The following is a 16715-nucleotide window of genomic DNA, read 5'->3' as shown; positions in this document are numbered from 1 at the left end:
GGGCCGCCGGTTTGTTCACCGGCGGCCCGCCCTCCGCGTGTCCACGTGCCGGTCAGCCGAGGCGGTACAAGCCGCTGTAGGCCGAGACCGCCGTGCCGTTCTTCTTGACCCAGGTGGAGATCTCGGAGTTCGAGGAACCCTGGCCGCTGTCGCTGACGACGATGTAGTGCAGCTTGCCGGACTTCACGAGGCCCTTCAGCTTGGCGAGGGTCATGGCGTTGTCGGAGCCGGACCAGCCGCCCATGGAGATCACCGGCTCACCGGACTCCAGGATGATCGAGGAGGCGGTCTGGTCGGTGGCGACCGCGACCAGCCAGGTGGCGCCGTCCTGGTTCTTCTTCAGATACGAGATCATCGCGGAGGAGACCTGGGTGTCGCCCATGCCTCCGGCGGTACGGCCGGACGCGGACTGGCCCGTGGACTGGCTGCTGGAGCTGCTCGGCGCGCTGTTGCTCGTGCCCGTGCCGCCGCCCGGGCCGCCGCTCCCACTGGGCCGCTGCCCCCCGCCCATGCCGCCGCCCCCGCCCATGCCGCCGGTGCTCGGACCGGCCGTCGGGTTGGTGCCGTTGGTGCTGGAGCCGGCCGCCGACGCCGCGTACGCGGCGGGACCGGCGAGCAGCGCGACGACCGCCGCGAGGGCCGCGATGCCGGTCAGCCGCTGCCGCCCGGTGAACCGGCCCAGCAGCAGCCCGATCACGGCGACCGCACCCGCGACCCCGGCCACGACCTCGGCGACCGTGTACGGCGTCCCGGAGCCGGAGACCCGCTGGAGCAGGACGACCGCCCACACCGTGCTGCCCGCGATCGCCGTCGGCAGCACCCACGCCCTCCCCCACGCTCGAACGCGCTTGCGCGGGGGGACCCCCACCGCCGCCGAACCCTCACGGAAGGCCCGGTAGAGCATCACGCCGCCGATACCGGCCAGAGCCGCGATGCCGGGCGCCATGGCGGTGACGTAGTACGGGTGGAAGGTGCCCTCGGCGAGCGCGAAGGTCAGGTAGTGCAGGACGAACCAGCCGCCCCACAGCAGCAGTGCCGCCCGCTCGGCGTCCGTGCGAGGGGCCCGGCCGCGCAGCACCAGACCGCCGATCAGGGCGACGAGCGCGAAGGGGATCAGCCAGGAGATCTGGCCGCCCATGATGCTGTTGAACAGCCGGTACAGACCCGCCTCGCCGCCGAAACTGGCGCCGTTGCCCTGCGAGCCCACCGAGGAACTCGCCCCGAAGATCCGGCCGAAGCCGTTGTAACCGATGACCAGGTCCCACACCGTGTTGTCGGTGGAGCCGCCGATGTACGGCCGGGAGGACGCCGGAACGAGGTCGACGACCACCATCCACCAGGCGCTGGAGACGACCAGCGCGACGGTGCCGACGGCGAGGTTGCGGACGCGCCTGCCCAGATTGAGCGGGGTGGCCCACAGGTAGACGAGGAAGAAGGCCGGCAGGACGACGTACGCCTGCATCATCTTGGTGTTGAACGCGAAGCCGATCGCCACCCCGGACCACACCAGCGGCAACAGCTTCCCGGTGCGCACGGCCTTCATCAGGGCGGCCGCGCCCAGCAGCATCAGGAAGACCAGGACCGGGTCCGGGTTGGTGTCCCGGGTGATGGCGACAGTGATCGGCGTGAGGGTGAGCGCGAGCGCCGCGATCGTGGCCGCGGTGGCGCCGAAGTCCCGCTTGACCATGCGGTACAGCAGGGCCACCGAGCCGGTGCCGAGCGCGACCATCGGCAGCATCAACTGCCAGGTGCCGTACCCGAGGACACGCGCCGAGAGCCCCATCACCCACAGCGCGAAGGGCGGTTTGTCGACCGTGATGAAGCCGCCCGAGTCGAGGGCGCCGAAGAAGAACGCCTTCCAGCTCTTGGTGCCGGAGTAGACGGCCGCGTCGTAGAAGGTGTTGCCGCTGATCGACGACATGTTCCAGGCGTACAGTGCCGTGGCCAGCACCAGGATCGCCCACAGCGCGGGGCGGGCCCAGCGCGGATCCTGCGGGGGACCGGTGAACAGTGCGCGCAGCCGGCTGCGCGCGGCGGGCGGCGCGGCCCGGTGCCGGCCGTCCTGGGTGGTCGGCGCGGGCGGTGGGGCGAGGGTCGTCATGGCACGTACTCCAGGTCTCCGAGCGGTGGTTGTCATGACCATCGGGCCCGGTGCTGGGTGATCCCTGTGGCTTCGCTGAACGAAGGATGAGAATCAGGGGACTCACAGGGTGCCCACAGCCGGCCCTGCCGCGGCACCTGGAAACGACGGTTGGCGCGGGCCCGGGACGGTTATATTCCTGGGAGCTGAAACGGGCCGCCCGGGGGCGCGGAACGCATCAACGGGGGGAAGTATGGTCAGGGCCGCGATCGTCTTCGTCCATGGGCTGTTCTCCTCGTCGGACACCTGGCGCGACCTCAGGGCGCAGTTATCCGGGATACCCCGCATTGCACAGGATTTCGATTTACTTTTCTTCGACTACGCGACGACCCGCACGTCGATGAATCCGCTGCGCAAATCGCCGACCCTCGACACCGTCGCCGGGAGCCTCAGGAGTTATCTCGACGGCCAGCCGATCTCCCACGAGCGCCTGGTGTTCGTCACCCACAGCCAGGGCGGACTCGTGGTCCAGAGATACCTGTCGAGGATGCTCGAGGAAGGGCGGGGGTGGGAACTCGCCCGGATCCGGCGCGTGGTCATGTTCGCCTGCCCCAACAACGGTTCGGATCTCCTCCTGTTGGCGCGCCGCGGTCTCATGGGTGCCATCGGCAACGCCCAGGAACGTGAGTTGAGGCCGCTCCACGGTCCGGTGCAGGAAGCGCAGCGCAGGGTGATGACGGGCATCGTGCATGCCCGGTACGTATCCAGCGACCGCTGCCCGATCCCCCTCGTGTCCTACGCCGGCGAGAGCGACAACGTGGTCTCGCCCTCCTCGGCCGTGAGCGTCTTCCCCGACACCGGGGTACTGCCCGGCGACCATTTCTCCGTCATCAAGCCCAGCTCTGACGGGCGGCTCGTACGCGCCCTGCTGGGCGATCTGGACAAGGCCCTGCGGGAGCCATTTCCCGAGGAGTCCGTTTCGGGTGAGCCCACTCACTCGCAATCGGCAGCGAAAGGTGAGGAGTTCCTGGCGGAACACCAGATGTTCGGACCGGTGGTCGTACGGACCGGTGATTCCGCCACTCCATTCTTCATACACGGAGGTCCACTGGAACAGCTGTCCGGTATCGACATCATCGTGTCCTCGGAGAACATCTACTTGCAGATGTCGCAGTTCTTCAAGTCCTCGACCTCGGGCAGTCTGCGCCGGGCCGCCGCCATCAAAGGAGCAGGCGGCGAGATCCTCGAGGACGTGGCAGGCGACAGCCTCATCGCCTGGCTGCGCGCCCACGCCCGCTACGGCCTTCCGGTCCTCGAAGGCACGGTCGCGCCGACCCCCTCCGGCGCGCTCGCCGAATGCGACGTCCGCCGCATCTACCACGCGGCCGTCGTCACCCCCGTGGACGGCACCGGCGAGTACACCGTCAACCGGCACGCCATCACCAAGGCCACGCACAACATCTTTAAGGTGGCCCGCAGAGAGCGCGCCGAGCTGAACCTGCCCCTCAGCTCCATCTGCCTGCCCCTGCTCGGGTCCGGCCGCGGCGACATCACGCTCGCCAAGAGCTTCGAGCTCGTCTGGGACGCGCTGATGACCGAACTGTCCGACGACAGTTCCTGGAGCATCCACTTCGCCGCCCGCAGAAGGCGCAGCTTCGACCTGATCAAGGACCTGCTGCTGGCCAAGAAGGCGGAGAACGAGGCCGCCTAGGTGCGCCCTCCGGTGGTTCGCGCTGCTGTGCCGATTCGCCGCCTGTACCGTTGACACATGGAGAGCGCCGACGGCGACGACGGGGCCGCGTACCGTAAACCGGCCGTGGACGACAGGGCGTTGTGCTTCGCCCACATCCATGACCGGTATCTGGACGAAGAGCTCCGGGGTGCGGCGTTCGAGGGCAGGTGCGCCTTCTGTCCCGAGGGCGCGCGCGGCCCCGCGCAGGTCGTCCTGGTCGGCCGGCTCGCCGACACCGTCCTCTTCGCGCTGTCCGGATACGGCTGCCCGGCCGACGCGCCTGTGGAGTGGCCGCACGGCGACTCCCACAAGGTGCCGCCCGATCCGGCACAGGCGGTCGCGGAGGCCTGTGAGCCGGTGCTCGACGCCGACGTGCTCAAGGCCGTCCAGGAGTACATCGACCGGCGGGAGTGGGACGGCGACCCGGTCGCGTACGTGCCCCGCTCCAGCGCGGTGCGGGACAGTTGGGAGGGGCTGTGCCGGACGGTGGCCGCGCGCGACCTGGACTTACCGGACAGCGACCCGTCACCCGGTTCCGACCGGGACCGGCTCGAATCCCTCATGGGCCGGATCGCCGGCATCGTCCGTGACGAGAATCTGGTCATGCGCATCGAACCGGGCGTGAAGATCTGGCGCGGCCGGATGCGCTCGGACAAGACCCTCCCCGGCTACCGGGCCGCCGACATCGGCTCGGTACCCCCCGAGCGCGCGGCGGAGAACCGTATGAGCCGTGCGGGCATTCCGTTGTTCTACGGTTCCGCCGCCGCCGGAACGGCCGTCGTGGAGATCTCCGCGCGGGACGGCCGTCCCTTCGCCGCCGTCGCGGCCTTCGAGACGACCCGCCCGCTGCGGCTCCTCGACCTCGTCGACATCCCCGAACCGCCGAGCCTGTTCGACCGCAGGCACGCCGCCCGCCGCGACTCCCTCGTCTTCCTCCGGGACTTCGCCAGGGACCTCAGCCGACCGGTCTTCTACGACGGCCGCAAGCACCGCGACTACCGCCCCACGCAGTACCTGACCGACTACTTCCGCCAGTCCGCCGAGCTGAGTGTCGACGGCATCCGCTTCCGCTCGGCACACACCGGCGGTGTGAACTACGCCCTCTTCGTCGACGCCACCCAGTGCCTGGAACCTGGCGCCGTCGACGGACAGGGCACTCTGCGGCTCATCGAGGGGTCCGAAAGGGTGGAAGACCTCGACCGCCGTCACGTAACACAACCCGTCTAGACTCTGCCGGACGGCCTGCCCGACCGGCCGAATGCGGACAACTTCTGCCAGACCCGAAGGGTATTCGGCGCTTTGATACGGATAGATTCAGTCACCAAGCGGTACCCGGACGGCACGGTGGCGGTCGACCGGCTCTCGTTGGAGATCCCCGACCGTTCGATCACCGTCCTCGTCGGTCCCTCGGGCTGCGGCAAGACGACGACCCTGCGCATGATCAACCGGATGGTCGAGCCCAGTGAGGGGACCATCCTGATCGACGGCAAGGACAGCCGGCAGCAGCCGGTGAACACGCTGCGCCGGTCCATGGGGTACGTCATCCAGAACGCCGGTCTCTTCCAGCACCGCACCATCGTCGACAACATCGCCACCGTGCCCCGGATGCTGGGCTGGGGCAAGGAGAAGGCGCGGGCCCGGGCCCGGGAGCTGATGGAGCGGGTCGGACTCGACGGCTCGCTCGCCAAGCGGTACCCCTACCAGCTGTCCGGCGGACAGCAGCAGCGCGTCGGTGTGGCGCGGGCGCTCGCCGCCGATCCGCCGGTACTCCTGATGGACGAGCCGTTCTCGGCCGTCGACCCCGTCGTCCGCAAGGGGCTCCAGGACGAACTCCTGCGCATCCAGGACGAGTTGGGCAAGACCATCGTCTTCGTCACCCATGACATCGACGAGGCCGTCAAGATCGGCACGATGGTCGCCGTGATGCGCACCGGCGGCAAGCTCGCCCAGTACGCGCCGCCCGCCGAACTGCTCTCCAGCCCCGCCGACGCGTTCGTCGAGGACTTCCTCGGCACCGACCGCGGCATCCGGCGGCTCTCCTTCTTCCCTTCCGCCGGCCTGCGACTGCTCACCGGGCCGGTCGTCGCGGTCGACGCCACCGCCGAGCAGATCGCCGCGCGGGAGACGGCCGAGGCCCCCTATCTCCTCGTCACCGACGTGGACGGCAAGCCCCTCGGCTGGAGCGAGCCGCGACAGCTGACCGCCGGGAGCGTCGACATCGGGCAACTGCTGCCCTACGGGCGGCCGTTCGTCGCCGGCACGGACTCGCTGCGGGCCGCGCTGGACTGCGCCGTGCTCTCGCCCACCGGGTGGGCCGTCGGTGTCGACACCGAGGGGCGGGTGGCCGGCGTGGTTTCCCAGCAGGCCATCGGCGAGGCGATCCGCGGGGCGCACGCGCAGGGCCTTACGGACGCCCCCGTCCCGGACTCCAAGGTCGGCTGATGGACGGCTTCTTCGACATCCCCAGCGACCTCCAGCACAGCTGGCTCGGTCTCATCGGCCTGCATGTCCGGGAGGCCGGGCTGCCGGTCCTCGCCGGGCTGCTGATCTCCCTGCCGCTCGCCCAGCTGTGCGTGCGCTTCCGGTGGCTGTACCCGCCGGTGCTGTGGGTGACGACCGTGCTGTACGCCATCCCGTCGCTGGCCTTCTTCGTGGTCCTCATCGACTACACCGGTCAGACCGAGCTCACGGTGATGATCCCGCTCACCGTCTACACGCTCGTCATCCTGGTCCCGGCGATCGTCGACGGCGTGCGTTCGGTGCCGCAGGAGACCATCGCCGCCGCGACGGCGATGGGCTTCGGACCCGTACGCCGGTACATCCAGGTCCAGTTGCCGATCGCCGTGCCCGCCATCATCGCGGGGCTGCGGGTGGCGACCGTGTCGAGCATCTCCCTCGTCAGTGTCGGCGCGCTCATCGGCAACCAGGGAGCGCTCGGCAACCTCATCAACGACGCGAACATCTACAACCGGCCCGAACTCGCCGTGAACGCCGTGGTGACCATGGCGGTCCTCGCGATCCTCGCCGACGGGCTGCTGGTCGTCGTACGACTGCTTCTGACGCCGTGGATGCCGAGCGGCGCGCGTGCGCGGCGCGCGGAGCGGCCCGAACCGGAGGTCGCCGCCCGGTGAACATCCTCAACTTCATCAACGCGTTCTTCAGCGACAGCGCACACTGGCAGGGCTACGACGGGATTCCCACGAGGCTGGGGGAGCACGTCCAGTACACCCTGGAGGCCCTCGCCATCGCCGCGGCGATCGGGCTGCCGGTGGGGCTCGTCACCGGGCACTACGGGCGGGGCGGCAACGCGCTGGCCTTCATAGCCGTCGCCGGGCGGGCCCTGCCCACCTTCGGTCTGCTGGTGCTGATGACCCTGTCGCTCGGGTTCGGGCTGGTCAACGTGATGATCCCGCTGGTCGTGCTCGCCGTGCCGCCGATCCTGGTCACCACCTACGAGGCGATGCGGTCGGTGGACCCCGCCCCGGTGGACGCGGCCCGGGGGATGGGCATGCACGAGGTGGAGGTGCTCTTCCGGGTCGAGCTTCCGGTCGCCCTGCCGCTGATTCTCGGCGGACTGCGGTCGGCGGCCATCCAGATCGTGTCGACGGCCACCATCGCCGCGTACGTGTCCCTCGGGGGGCTCGGGCGGTACATCGTGGACGGTCTCTACCAGCGCAACTACGAGAAGGTCGTGGGCGGCGCCGCACTGGTCGCCCTGATGGCGCTGGGGACGCTGGCGCTGTTCTGGGGGATCACCCGGCTCACGGTCTCGCGCGGAGTGCTCAGGAGCAACTAGGCGAAAGGCCGGGGGAGTTGCGATTCCCCCGGCCCCGTCAAGCCTCCGTGCGCGCCAACGCCTGTTCCAGTACGACCAGCAGCGCGTCGCGGACCGAACCGCGCTCCCTCGCATCGAAGACGACCACCGGGACGCGGTCGTTGACGTCCAGGGCCCAGCGGACCTCGTCCAGGGTGTGTTCGACCCTGCCGTCGAAGGCGTTGACGGCGACCGCGAACGGGATCTGCCGGTGCTCGAAGTAGTCGACCGCGGCGTAGCAGTCGTCGAGGCGGCGGGTGTCGACGATGACCAGGCCGCCGAGCGCGCCCTCGACGATGTCGTCCCACATGAAGCCGAAGCGCTCCTGCCCCGGCGTGCCGAACAGATACAGCTTCAGGGTCGGGTCGACCGTGATGCAGCCGAAGTCCATCGCGACCGTGGTCGTGGTCTTGCGCGGGGTGTGGCTGAGGTCGTCCACGCCCGCGGCGACCTCGGTGATGGCGGCCTCGGTGGTCAGCGGCTCGATCTCGGAGATCGAGCCGACCGCGGTCGTCTTGCCCACCCCGAACCCACCCGCGATCACCATCTTGACCGGCAGCGGCGGTCGTACGGCGGCGGAGGGCGCGGCCGAGGGCCGGGGGGCCGGTTCAGTCGGTGTCACGGAGTACCCCTCGGGAGTCGGGGATGGCGCGCAGGCCATCGATGAGCCTGCGCAGGACGGAGGCGTCGTGGGTGACGTCGGTGTCGGGCACGTGCACCGTCAGCTGCCCCGCCGTGCGCAGGTCCTCGGCGAGGATCCGCACCACGTTCAGGTGCAGCCGCAGCCGGGCCGCGATCTCCGCGATGGACTGCGGTATCCGGCACGCGGCGACGATGTCGTGCTCTTCGAAGGCGAGCCGGTCGAGCACGGCGAGTCCCTCGGCGGTGGCCACCACCTGGGTCTCGACGGGCATCGTCCGGCCGGACGGATCGGGTGCCACCCGGCCGGCGGTGACGAGGAACGGCCGTACGGCGGGCACGGGGCCGCCCGGCTCCGGGCTCGGAGGCGTGCTGCCGTCCGCCATGACTGCGCTTCCTCCTCGGTCAGCGCTTCGACGCCGCGCCGACGCTGTTCTTCAGTTCGAGCACCAGCTGGGGGCTGAGCGCGCTGCCGGCACGGTTCGCGAACAGCGTCATCTCGTACGCGATGTTGCCGAGCTTGGCCTCCTTGTCGGTGACGACGCCGAGCACGGCGCCGCTGCCGATCGCGGAGACGAGGACGTGGCCGCCCTCCAGGTCGATGATGACCTTGTTGAGGCCGCCGAGGCCGTAGTTGCCGGAGGCACCGGCGGCCAGGCTCGTGATGCCGGAGACGATCGCGGCGAGGCGTTCGGAGTCCGCGTGCTCGCGCAGTTCCGACACCGCGATGAGCAGCCCGTCCGAGGACACGGCGATGGCGTCGACGACGCCCGCCGTCTCCGTCGCGAAACGGTTCAGCAGCCAGGTGAAGTCGGCTGCGGCGGCCTGCAGGTCGGCGGGCGTGGTGCCTTCCGTAGGCGTGTCACCTGTGGACGTGCTCACTGCTCCGCTCCTTCCGGGGAGTGGTTCTGGTCGTGCGGGGGGTTGGATGCGGTCTGGTGGGTTTCCACGGCGTCCTCGAACACCGGTCTGGCGTGGCTGCCGGTCTCGCTGTCCCGGTGGGCGCGCTCCACGGCCGCCTCGAACTCGTCGAGCGCGTCCCGCACGGCCTCGGCGTCCGCGGGCCGGGGCGGGGCCGCCGGGGACACGGCGTCGGCACCGAGGGTGGTGCGCAGCGTGGCGCCACGGACGCGGCGACGCAGGGGGCGGGCGCCGTCGCCTCCGTCGCCGTTCCCGGTCACCTCGGCGGTTGCCGTCGCGCCGGCGCGGGCCTGCGGGATGAACGGGGCTGCGTCGGAGGGGCTGTCGCGGTGGGGGATACGACGGGGGAGGGGGGCGGGCTCGCCGGTGGCGGAAGCGGGGGACCCGTTCGCTGCGCCGGTACCTGCTCTCCGGGCGTGGGTTTCGGCGGGCCTCACGGCACCCTGGCCGGACCCGGCGTCCGCCGCCCCGCCCACGGTGGACTCCGCCCGCGCTGCCGGTACCGCACCCGAGCCCGGGAGTGTTCCGGTGGTGGTGGCAGGTCGCGCGCCCGCCGCCGGTGCCGTACGGGACTCCGCCGCCGTACCCGCCGAACCGCCGGAGGCAGAGGCAACCGCCAGCGGGCTCATCGTCAGCAGCAGGGACGACGGGATCGTCACCTCGGCCGTGACGCCGCCGCCGGGGGTGCGGGTGAGGGTGACGCCCACCTCCCAGCGGCGCGCCAGCGTGCCGACCACGAACAGGCCGAGCACCTTCGTCGGGACGAGGTCGAGGCGTTCGCGGCGGATGAGGCGGGCGTTCTCCTCCTCCAGGCGCTCGGCGCTCATGCCGAGACCGTGGTCGGAGATCACGACCAGCGCACCCTCGTGACTGTCTTTGACGATCACCTCGACGGGGCTGCCGGCGGGCGAGAAGGACACGGCGTTCTCGACGAGTTCGGCCACCATCAGCGTGAGGTCGCCGATGATGTCGGGCTCGACCATGACCTCCGTGCCGACCTGGAGGGAGACCCGCTGGAAGCCCTCGATCTGGCCGAGCGCGGCGCGGACGACGTTGGTGAGGGCGAGCGGCCCGGAGTCGAGGACGGTCTCGCGGATGCCGGCGAGCAGCATCAGGCTGTCGGCGTTGCGGCGCAGGCGGACCGCGATGTGGTCGATGCTGTAGAGGCGTTCCAGGAGCGCCGGGTCGGTCTCGCCGCGCTCGACCGCGTCGATCAGGGCCAGTTGCCGGGTGGTCAGGTTGCTGACCCGGCGGCCCACGTTGCCGAACATCTCGGCGACGTTGCGGCGGCTGAGCACCTGACGTTCCAGGAGCGCGACCGAGGTGGTCTGCACCTGGTTGAACACATCGGCGAGATCACCGATCTCGTCCTTCGCGGTGACCGGCATCTCCTGGAGCCGCGGCGTCCCGGTGTCCTCGGTGTCGTCGTCGGCCACGCGGGCGAGCTCACGGCCCGCCACCTCGGCGACCTGCCTGGCGGCACCGGTGAGCGCCTGCACCGGGCGCACCACCGAGCGTCGTACGGCGACCGAGAAGGCGAGCCAGAGCACGAAGCCGAGGAGAGCCGACCCGAGCAGCCAGGCGGCGTTGGAGCGCGCGTCCCGGGAGGCGGCGTCGGCGCGGTCGGCGATCTGGTCGATGAGCGAGGTGGTGGTCGTCAGCCGGGTCCGGGCCTGGGCGCGGTAGTCCGGGTAGGAGTCGAGCGCCGTCTGGAAGGCGTTCCTGATCTCGGACGGGGTGTCCGCCTGGAGCGAGCCCGGGTCGATCTGCAGCTCGGCGTACTGCCGGGCGATCGCCGCCTGGGCCGTGTTGTGCTCGATGTCGCCGAGTTCCTCGGCCTGCTGGGCCGTGGCGAACCGGCCGAAGCGCTCGACCTGGTGGGTGTACTCGTCGTAGGAGCCGATCGCGCCGATCAGCTCGATGAGCGCGTTGGAGTCACCGGTCGTCGCGGAGAAGACACCGGTCTCGAAGGAACCGTGCGCGGCGTCGGCGCGCAGCAGCGAGTCGAGCAGGTTGCCGGTGAAGGTGGCGGCGAGGGCCGGGTTGCGGTCGAGCCCGAGACCGTCGATCAGGCCCTTGGCGGCGTCGCTGTAGGCCGGGTCGATGTTGTCGGCCGGCAGATAGGACTTCTCGATGGTGTTGCGCAGGTCCTCCAGGCCGTTGACCTCGCGCAGGGCCTGGGCCTCCTCGTCCGGCAGCCGGCCGCCGAAGGTCGCGTGGACCTTCTCGGCCTGGTTGTCCACGCGGATCTGGGCCTCGCGGTAGGCGGCCTGCGAGGGGGTGGCGCCGTCCCAGGTGGCCTGGTGGCGCACGGACAGCAGGACGGCCTGCTGGTGCTCGGCCTCCAACTGCCCGACGAGCTTGGCCACCTCGGCGCTGTCCCGCACCAGTTGGGCCGCGTCCGACGCGTCCTGGGACTGGCCGACCTGGTCGGCGAAGAGATAGGTCAGCAGCACGGCCACCACCGCGAGCGGCACACCCACCAGGATGTTCAGCTTGCGTCGGAACGGCCAGCGCTCGGCGAAGTCCCTCATGCCCCGGTTACCGCTGCCACGGGTGCCGCCCCGGGACGGCGACGGTGCCGACCGGGTGGACGCGCCCACCTCGTTCGTGGACACCAGCCCTCCTTCGTGGGTGTCTCGGCCGACGCGCGAGAACGCACATGACCGATACTGATCGCTACGGGACGGTGCGTAGGGACACCTGAATGGCTCCTGCACGCCTGTGTGACCGGCGCCAACTTCGGCGAGACTACAGCCTCTTCGGACAGCGCTTGCCGCCGCCCTGAGTCAAGAATCCGTTACAACCCGCGCTGCACCCCGCGTGCCGGTTTCGCGCTTCCTTCACAACCGATCACGGGTTGGTGCCAATTGTGACCAGGCCGGTCTTGACTGACCGAGAACAGGCTGGATTGGATCAGTGCGAGGGCTTCCCCTCTTGAACGTCCTTGAACCCCCTTGCATCCCCTGAGTTCCGGAACGGGAATCGTGACTTTTACCGCCGCACACCGCAGGTCCCTCAGGAAGAACCCCGGCGTGGCCGCTGTCGCGCTCGCCGCCGCCACGGTCCTGCTGGCGGGATGCGGGTCCTCCGACGACACCTCCGACCCGCTGAGCGAGGACACGGGGGGAGCCGGCAACGGCGACACCGTCGTCGTCGGCTCCAACAACTTCGCCGAGAGCATCCTGCTCGCCGACATCTACGGTGAAGCCCTGAAGGCCAAGGGCATCAAGGTCACCTACAAGCCCAACATCGGCAGCCGCGAGACCACTTACGGCCTGCTGAAGAACGGCTCCATCACCGTCCTGCCCGAGTACAACGGCTCGCTGCTCGCCTACCTGGACAAGGACGCCAAGCAGGAGTCGGCGCAGGCCGTGGACGCCGCGGCCAAGGCCAAGCTCGACTCCAAGCTGACGCTGCTGGACTCAGCGCCGGCGGAGGACAAGGACTCGGTCACGGTCAACGCGGAGACCGCGAAGAAGTACAACCTGACCACCGAATCCACACTCGCCGACCTCAAGGACATCGCTCCCAAGCTGGTCATCGGCGGTTCGCCTGAGTTCCAGACCCGGCAGCAGGGTCTGCTGGGCCTGGAGTCCGTGTACGGCCTGAAGTTCGAGTCCTTCAAGGCGCTCGACGCGGGCGGTCCGCTGACCCAGGCGGCGCTGAAGAAGAACACCGTGCAGGCCGCGGACATCTTCACGACCGACCCGACCATCGTCAAGGAGAAGTTCGTCGTCCTCCAGGACCCGAAGAACCTCTTCGGCTTCGCGAACGTGACTCCGCTGGTCTACAAGTCCGGTCTCACCCAGGAGGGTGTCGCCGCGCTCAACGCGGTCTCCGCCAAGCTGGACACCAAGGCGCTCCTCGACATGGACTCCCAGGTCCAGCTGGACAACAAGGACCCGCTGGACGTGGCGAAGGCGTGGCTGAAGACGAACGGCCTGGGCTGACCTCGGTCGAGAACCGGCGCGGGTGGCCTCCCCTGGCGGGGAAGGCACCCTCCACAGGAGGACCCGCGCCGGTCCCGACGGTGGCGTCCGAGCGATGCGCACCGCCCGCAGCAACCAGCCGCTGTCCGGCGGCCCCGCGGTCGTGACCGCAGGAACCTCCAGGCGGCTCGCAGATCAGACTCCGAGTTCCGCCCGGACCCGGGCCGCGGCGCCCACGGCCACCGCGTCCTCGCCGAGCAGTGAGGGCACCACCCGTACCGGATGCCCGCTGACCGGTGGTTCGGTGGCCAGGGCCCGCAGGATCGACGGTTCGAGGAGCGTCCAGGCGCGGCTGACGCCCCCGCCGATCACGACGGTGGTGACATCCAGCAGGCCCACCGTGACGAGGAGCGCGCGCGCGACGGCGGCGCCCGCGTCCTCGTACACGGCGAGCGCGTCCGGGTCGGAGGCCTCCGCCACCTCGCGCGCGCTCAGCTCCCGCCCGGTCCGCTCCCCGTACCGCGCCGCGATCGCCCGCCCCGACGCCAGCGTCTCCAGATGGCCGCGCCCGCCGCACGTGCACGGCAGGTCGCCGAAGCCCGGGATGTGCCCGATCTCGCCCGCCGCGCCGTGCGGGCCGCCGTAGAGCGCGCCGTCCAGCCACAGCGCCCCGCCGACCCCGGTACCGAGAGTCATCCCGAGCACATCGGGCTCGCCCGCCACCGCCCCGGCTGTCGCCTCGCCGCGCAGGAACGCGTTGACGTCGTTGTCGAGGAACGCCGGCACACCGAGCGCCTCCTCGAACGCCGCCGTCACCGCGAACCCGGCCCAGTCCCGGAAGGAATCGCTGGCGACCAGAATCCGCCCGCCCAGCGTGTCCACCACACCCGCCGCCCCGACCCCGACCCCGAGCAGCCGTACGGCCGTACGGTCGAGCAGCAGGCGTACGGCGTCCAGCGCGGCGCCGACCATCGAGTCCCCGCCGGCGGCCGCGGGCGTGGGCACCTCCAGCCGGTCGACGACCGTCAAGTCATCGGCGAACAAGGCCACTTGTGTGCTCGTACCGCCGATGTCGACACCGGCGACCGCCTTCACGCGGTGACCTCGGCCTGCTGCTCGGCGCGCCGCCGCCGCTGCACCACCGGGTCCGGCACGGGTACGGCCGCGATGAGCCGCCGCGTGTACTCGGTCTCCGGGCGCAGCAGCGTGGCCATGGTCGGCCCCTGCTCCTCGACCCGCCCGTCCCGCATGACGACGACCCGCTGCGCGAACTCCTGCACGACTGCCAGGTCGTGGGAGACGAAGAGACAGGCGAACCCCAACTCCCGCTGCAACTCGGCGATCACCTCCAGTACGGTCCGCTGCACGCTCACATCCAGCGCGCTCGTCGGCTCGTCAGCGACCAGCAGCCGGGGTTCGAGGACCAGCGCCCGGGCGAGACTCACCCGCTGCCGCTGACCACCGGACAGCTCACGCGGCCCCCGCCCCGCCAACTCCCGGGGCAGCCGGACGAGTTCGAGCACCTTCGCGACCCGGTCCCGCCGCTCGGCTCCCGACATCCCCCTGCGGTGCACCCTCAGGGGCTCCGCCACGCACTCCGCCACGCTCATCCGCGCGTCCAGCGAGGCCACCGGATCCTGGAGCACCACCCCCACACCGGACAGGAGCGCGCGCCGCTTCCGGCCCCGGACCCGGCCCAGGTCGGCCCCGAACAGGGACACCGAGCCGGAGGCGGGTGCGACGAGCCCGAGAGCGACCCTGGCCGCGGTCGACTTGCCCGACCCGGACTCACCCACGAGCCCGACGGTTTCTCCGGGACGGACGTCGAGAAAGACACCGTCCAGGGCCTGGACCCGCCCGAACCGCACGGACACGTCACGGAGTCGCACCACCGGGGGCTCTTCCGCCGGGGGTGCGTCCTCGCCGCTGAACCTCAGCCGTGGCACCGCCGCCAGCAGCCCCCGCGTGTACGCGTGCTCGGGCCGCAACAGCACGTCCTCCACGGGTCCCGTCTCCACGACCTCGCCCCGCAGCATCACGGCGACCCGGTCCGCGAAGTCCGCGACCACGCCCATGTTGTGCGTGACCAGCAGTACGCCGGTACCGGAGTCGGCCGCCAACCGCCGTAGCAGATCCAGGATCTCGGCCTGCACGGTGACGTCGAGCGCGGTGGTCGGCTCGTCCGCGATCAGCAGACCGGGCGAGTTGGCGATCGCCATGGCGATGACGACCCGTTGCCGCTGTCCGCCCGACAGCTGGAACGGGAACGCCGAGGCCCGCCGCTCCGGCTCCGGAATGCCGACGCGGCGCAGGAGCTCGACCGCCTCACGGGCGGCCTCCGACCGGGAGACGTCCCGGTGGTTCCGTACGACTTCCGCGATCTGGGCGCCGACCCGGGTCAGCGGATCGAGGGCGGTGGCCGGTTCCTGGAAGACCATGGAGGCGGTCCGCCCCCGCAGCCGGGCCAGCGAGGCCTCCGAGGCCCCGACGATCTCCGTACCGTCGACCGCGACCCGCCCCGAGGCGCGCGCGGTGCCCGGCAGCAGCCCCATCGCGGCGAGCGCCACCGTCGACTTCCCGGACCCGGACTCGCCGACGAGGGCCAGTGTCTCGCCCGGCCGGACGTGCAGCGACACGCCCCGGACGGCGGGCACGTCACCCGTCTCCGTGGAGAAGGTCACCCCGAGGTCCTCGATGGTCAGGATGTTCACGCGCGTCCCCTCACGTCGAAGGCGTCCCGCAGCCCGTCGCCGATCGCGTTGAACGCGCACACGACGAGGATGATCGCGAGGCCCGGTGGAACGATCAGCCACCAGCGCCCCGAGTACGCGGCCGTCAGCCCGGCCGACAGCATGCCGCCCCAGTCGGTCTTCGGTGGCTGCACTCCGAGCCCGAGATACGACACATAGGCGATGAGCAGGATCGCGTCGGCGATCTGGAAGGTGGCCGCGACGACGATCGTGGACACCGCGTTCGGCAGGATGTGCCGGCGGATGGCCCGCCCGTGCGTGCCGCCGGTCGCCCGCAGAGTCAGCACATAGTCCCGGTTCTTGAGAGTGAGCGTCTCGGCCCGCACGAGCCGGGACGGCACCAGCCAGGACACCAGCCCGAGCACGACGATCAGCCCGAGCGGTCCCGGATTGGTGATGGCGGACACGACCAGCAGGATGAACAGCGCGGGGATGGCGATGCCGGCGTCGACGACCCGCATCATCACGGCGTCCACCCAGCCGCCCGCATACCCCGCGACCGCACCCCACAGCGTCCCGATCACGGTGGCGAGGACGCCGGCGGCGAGCCCCACGAGCAGTGACACCTGCCCGCCGTACATGAGCCGCCCGAGCTGGTCATGCCCGACGGCGTCGGTACCGAGCCAATGGGCCGAATTGGGCGCCAGGTTGACCTGCGTGAGATCGGTATGCGTCTGGTCGGTGGAGTACACCAGCGGCCCGACGAAACAGAACAGCAGGAAGAGAACGACAACAGCGACCCCGGCCACAGCGAGCCGATTGCGCGCGAAGCGCGCTCTCAGGGGCGCGGGGCTGCGTCCATCTGCGGCTCCGCCGCGGGGCGCGATCAACCCCCACCGGCCCGCGC

Annotated in this window: 14 protein-coding genes; 6 read left to right on the top strand and 8 right to left on the bottom strand. The window is 70.7% G+C overall.

Features of this window, described 5'->3' with window-relative positions:
- Window positions 1-52 precede the first annotated feature (52 nt).
- On the bottom strand, window positions 53-2101 hold the full coding sequence (locus AQJ46_RS21050; protein WP_059207074.1) for an ArnT family glycosyltransferase: 2049 nt from the start codon (window positions 2099-2101) through the stop codon (window positions 53-55).
- 232 nt (window positions 2102-2333) lie between these two features.
- Here AQJ46_RS21050 and AQJ46_RS21045 point away from each other — a divergent pair, with 232 nt between their 5' ends.
- The 5 genes from AQJ46_RS21045 (at window position 2334) to AQJ46_RS21025 (ending at window position 7608) form a co-directional block, all read left to right on the top strand.
- Window positions 2334-3791, top strand: a complete 1458-nt coding sequence (locus AQJ46_RS21045) for an alpha/beta fold hydrolase (protein WP_059207073.1) — start codon at window positions 2334-2336, stop codon at window positions 3789-3791.
- A gap of 57 nt (window positions 3792-3848) precedes the next feature.
- A complete protein-coding gene (locus AQJ46_RS21040) occupies window positions 3849-5039 on the top strand; it encodes an RES family NAD+ phosphorylase (RefSeq protein ID WP_059207072.1) in 1191 nt (396 codons plus the stop codon).
- 72 nt (window positions 5040-5111) lie between these two features.
- Window positions 5112-6254 carry an ABC transporter ATP-binding protein gene (locus AQJ46_RS21035; protein ID WP_079072370.1) on the top strand — a complete coding sequence of 381 codons (1143 nt, stop codon included), beginning with the start codon at window positions 5112-5114 and terminating at the stop codon, window positions 6252-6254.
- Window positions 6254-6943, top strand: a complete 690-nt coding sequence (locus AQJ46_RS21030) for an ABC transporter permease (RefSeq protein ID WP_057611117.1) — start codon at window positions 6254-6256, stop codon at window positions 6941-6943. The genes AQJ46_RS21035 and AQJ46_RS21030 overlap by 1 nt, the downstream gene beginning before the upstream one ends.
- Window positions 6940-7608 (top strand): ABC transporter permease, encoded by a 669-nt coding sequence (locus AQJ46_RS21025; protein ID WP_059207070.1) that lies wholly within the window; start codon window positions 6940-6942, stop codon window positions 7606-7608. The genes AQJ46_RS21030 and AQJ46_RS21025 overlap by 4 nt, the downstream gene beginning before the upstream one ends.
- 37 nt (window positions 7609-7645) lie before the next feature.
- Here the strand turns inward: AQJ46_RS21025 and AQJ46_RS21020 are convergent, their stop codons facing one another.
- From AQJ46_RS21020 to AQJ46_RS21005, 4 genes are read right to left on the bottom strand one after another with little or no spacing between them, the layout of a single operon-like run.
- On the bottom strand, window positions 7646-8248 hold the full coding sequence (locus AQJ46_RS21020; RefSeq protein WP_059207069.1) for a GTP-binding protein: 603 nt from the start codon (window positions 8246-8248) through the stop codon (window positions 7646-7648).
- Window positions 8235-8651 (bottom strand): DUF742 domain-containing protein, encoded by a 417-nt coding sequence (locus AQJ46_RS21015; RefSeq protein ID WP_059207068.1) that lies wholly within the window; start codon window positions 8649-8651, stop codon window positions 8235-8237. Before AQJ46_RS21015 ends, AQJ46_RS21020 begins: the two co-directional genes overlap by 14 nt.
- Before the next feature lie 19 nt (window positions 8652-8670).
- The gene (locus tag AQJ46_RS21010) at window positions 8671-9147 is read right to left on the bottom strand and encodes a roadblock/LC7 domain-containing protein (RefSeq protein WP_057611113.1); all 477 of its coding nucleotides are present in this window, start codon (window positions 9145-9147) and stop codon (window positions 8671-8673) included.
- Window positions 9144-11804 (bottom strand): ATP-binding protein, encoded by a 2661-nt coding sequence (locus AQJ46_RS21005; RefSeq protein WP_059207067.1) that lies wholly within the window; start codon window positions 11802-11804, stop codon window positions 9144-9146. Before AQJ46_RS21005 ends, AQJ46_RS21010 begins: the two co-directional genes overlap by 4 nt.
- Before the next feature lie 369 nt (window positions 11805-12173).
- On the opposite strand from AQJ46_RS21005, the gene AQJ46_RS21000 reads away from it, so the two are divergent.
- Complete coding sequence (locus AQJ46_RS21000) at window positions 12174-13139, top strand: ABC transporter substrate-binding protein (protein WP_057611111.1); 966 nt, start codon at window positions 12174-12176, stop codon at window positions 13137-13139.
- Window positions 13140-13313: 174 nt separating this feature from the next.
- On the opposite strand, the gene AQJ46_RS20995 is transcribed toward AQJ46_RS21000, so the two are convergent.
- Genes AQJ46_RS20995 through AQJ46_RS20985 form a run of 3 tightly spaced genes read right to left on the bottom strand, consistent with a single transcriptional unit; the run spans window position 13314 to window position 16698 of the window.
- Entirely contained in the window at window positions 13314-14213 is a 900-nt protein-coding gene (locus tag AQJ46_RS20995; RefSeq protein ID WP_059207066.1) for an ROK family protein, read from the bottom strand.
- Window positions 14210-15829, bottom strand: a complete 1620-nt coding sequence (locus tag AQJ46_RS20990; protein WP_059207065.1) for a dipeptide ABC transporter ATP-binding protein — start codon at window positions 15827-15829, stop codon at window positions 14210-14212. Before AQJ46_RS20990 ends, AQJ46_RS20995 begins: the two co-directional genes overlap by 4 nt.
- Window positions 15826-16698, bottom strand: coding sequence for an ABC transporter permease (locus tag AQJ46_RS20985; protein ID WP_059207064.1), 873 nt, complete (start codon window positions 16696-16698; stop codon window positions 15826-15828). The genes AQJ46_RS20990 and AQJ46_RS20985 overlap by 4 nt, the downstream gene beginning before the upstream one ends.
- Between the last annotated feature and the right edge of the window lie 17 nt (window positions 16699-16715).

The organism is Streptomyces canus, assembly GCF_001514145.1.
Classification (GTDB): Bacteria; Actinomycetota; Actinomycetes; order Streptomycetales; family Streptomycetaceae; genus Streptomyces; species Streptomyces canus.
Note: the sequence above shows the minus strand (reverse complement) of the source record. Positions and strands in the feature narration are given on the sequence as shown.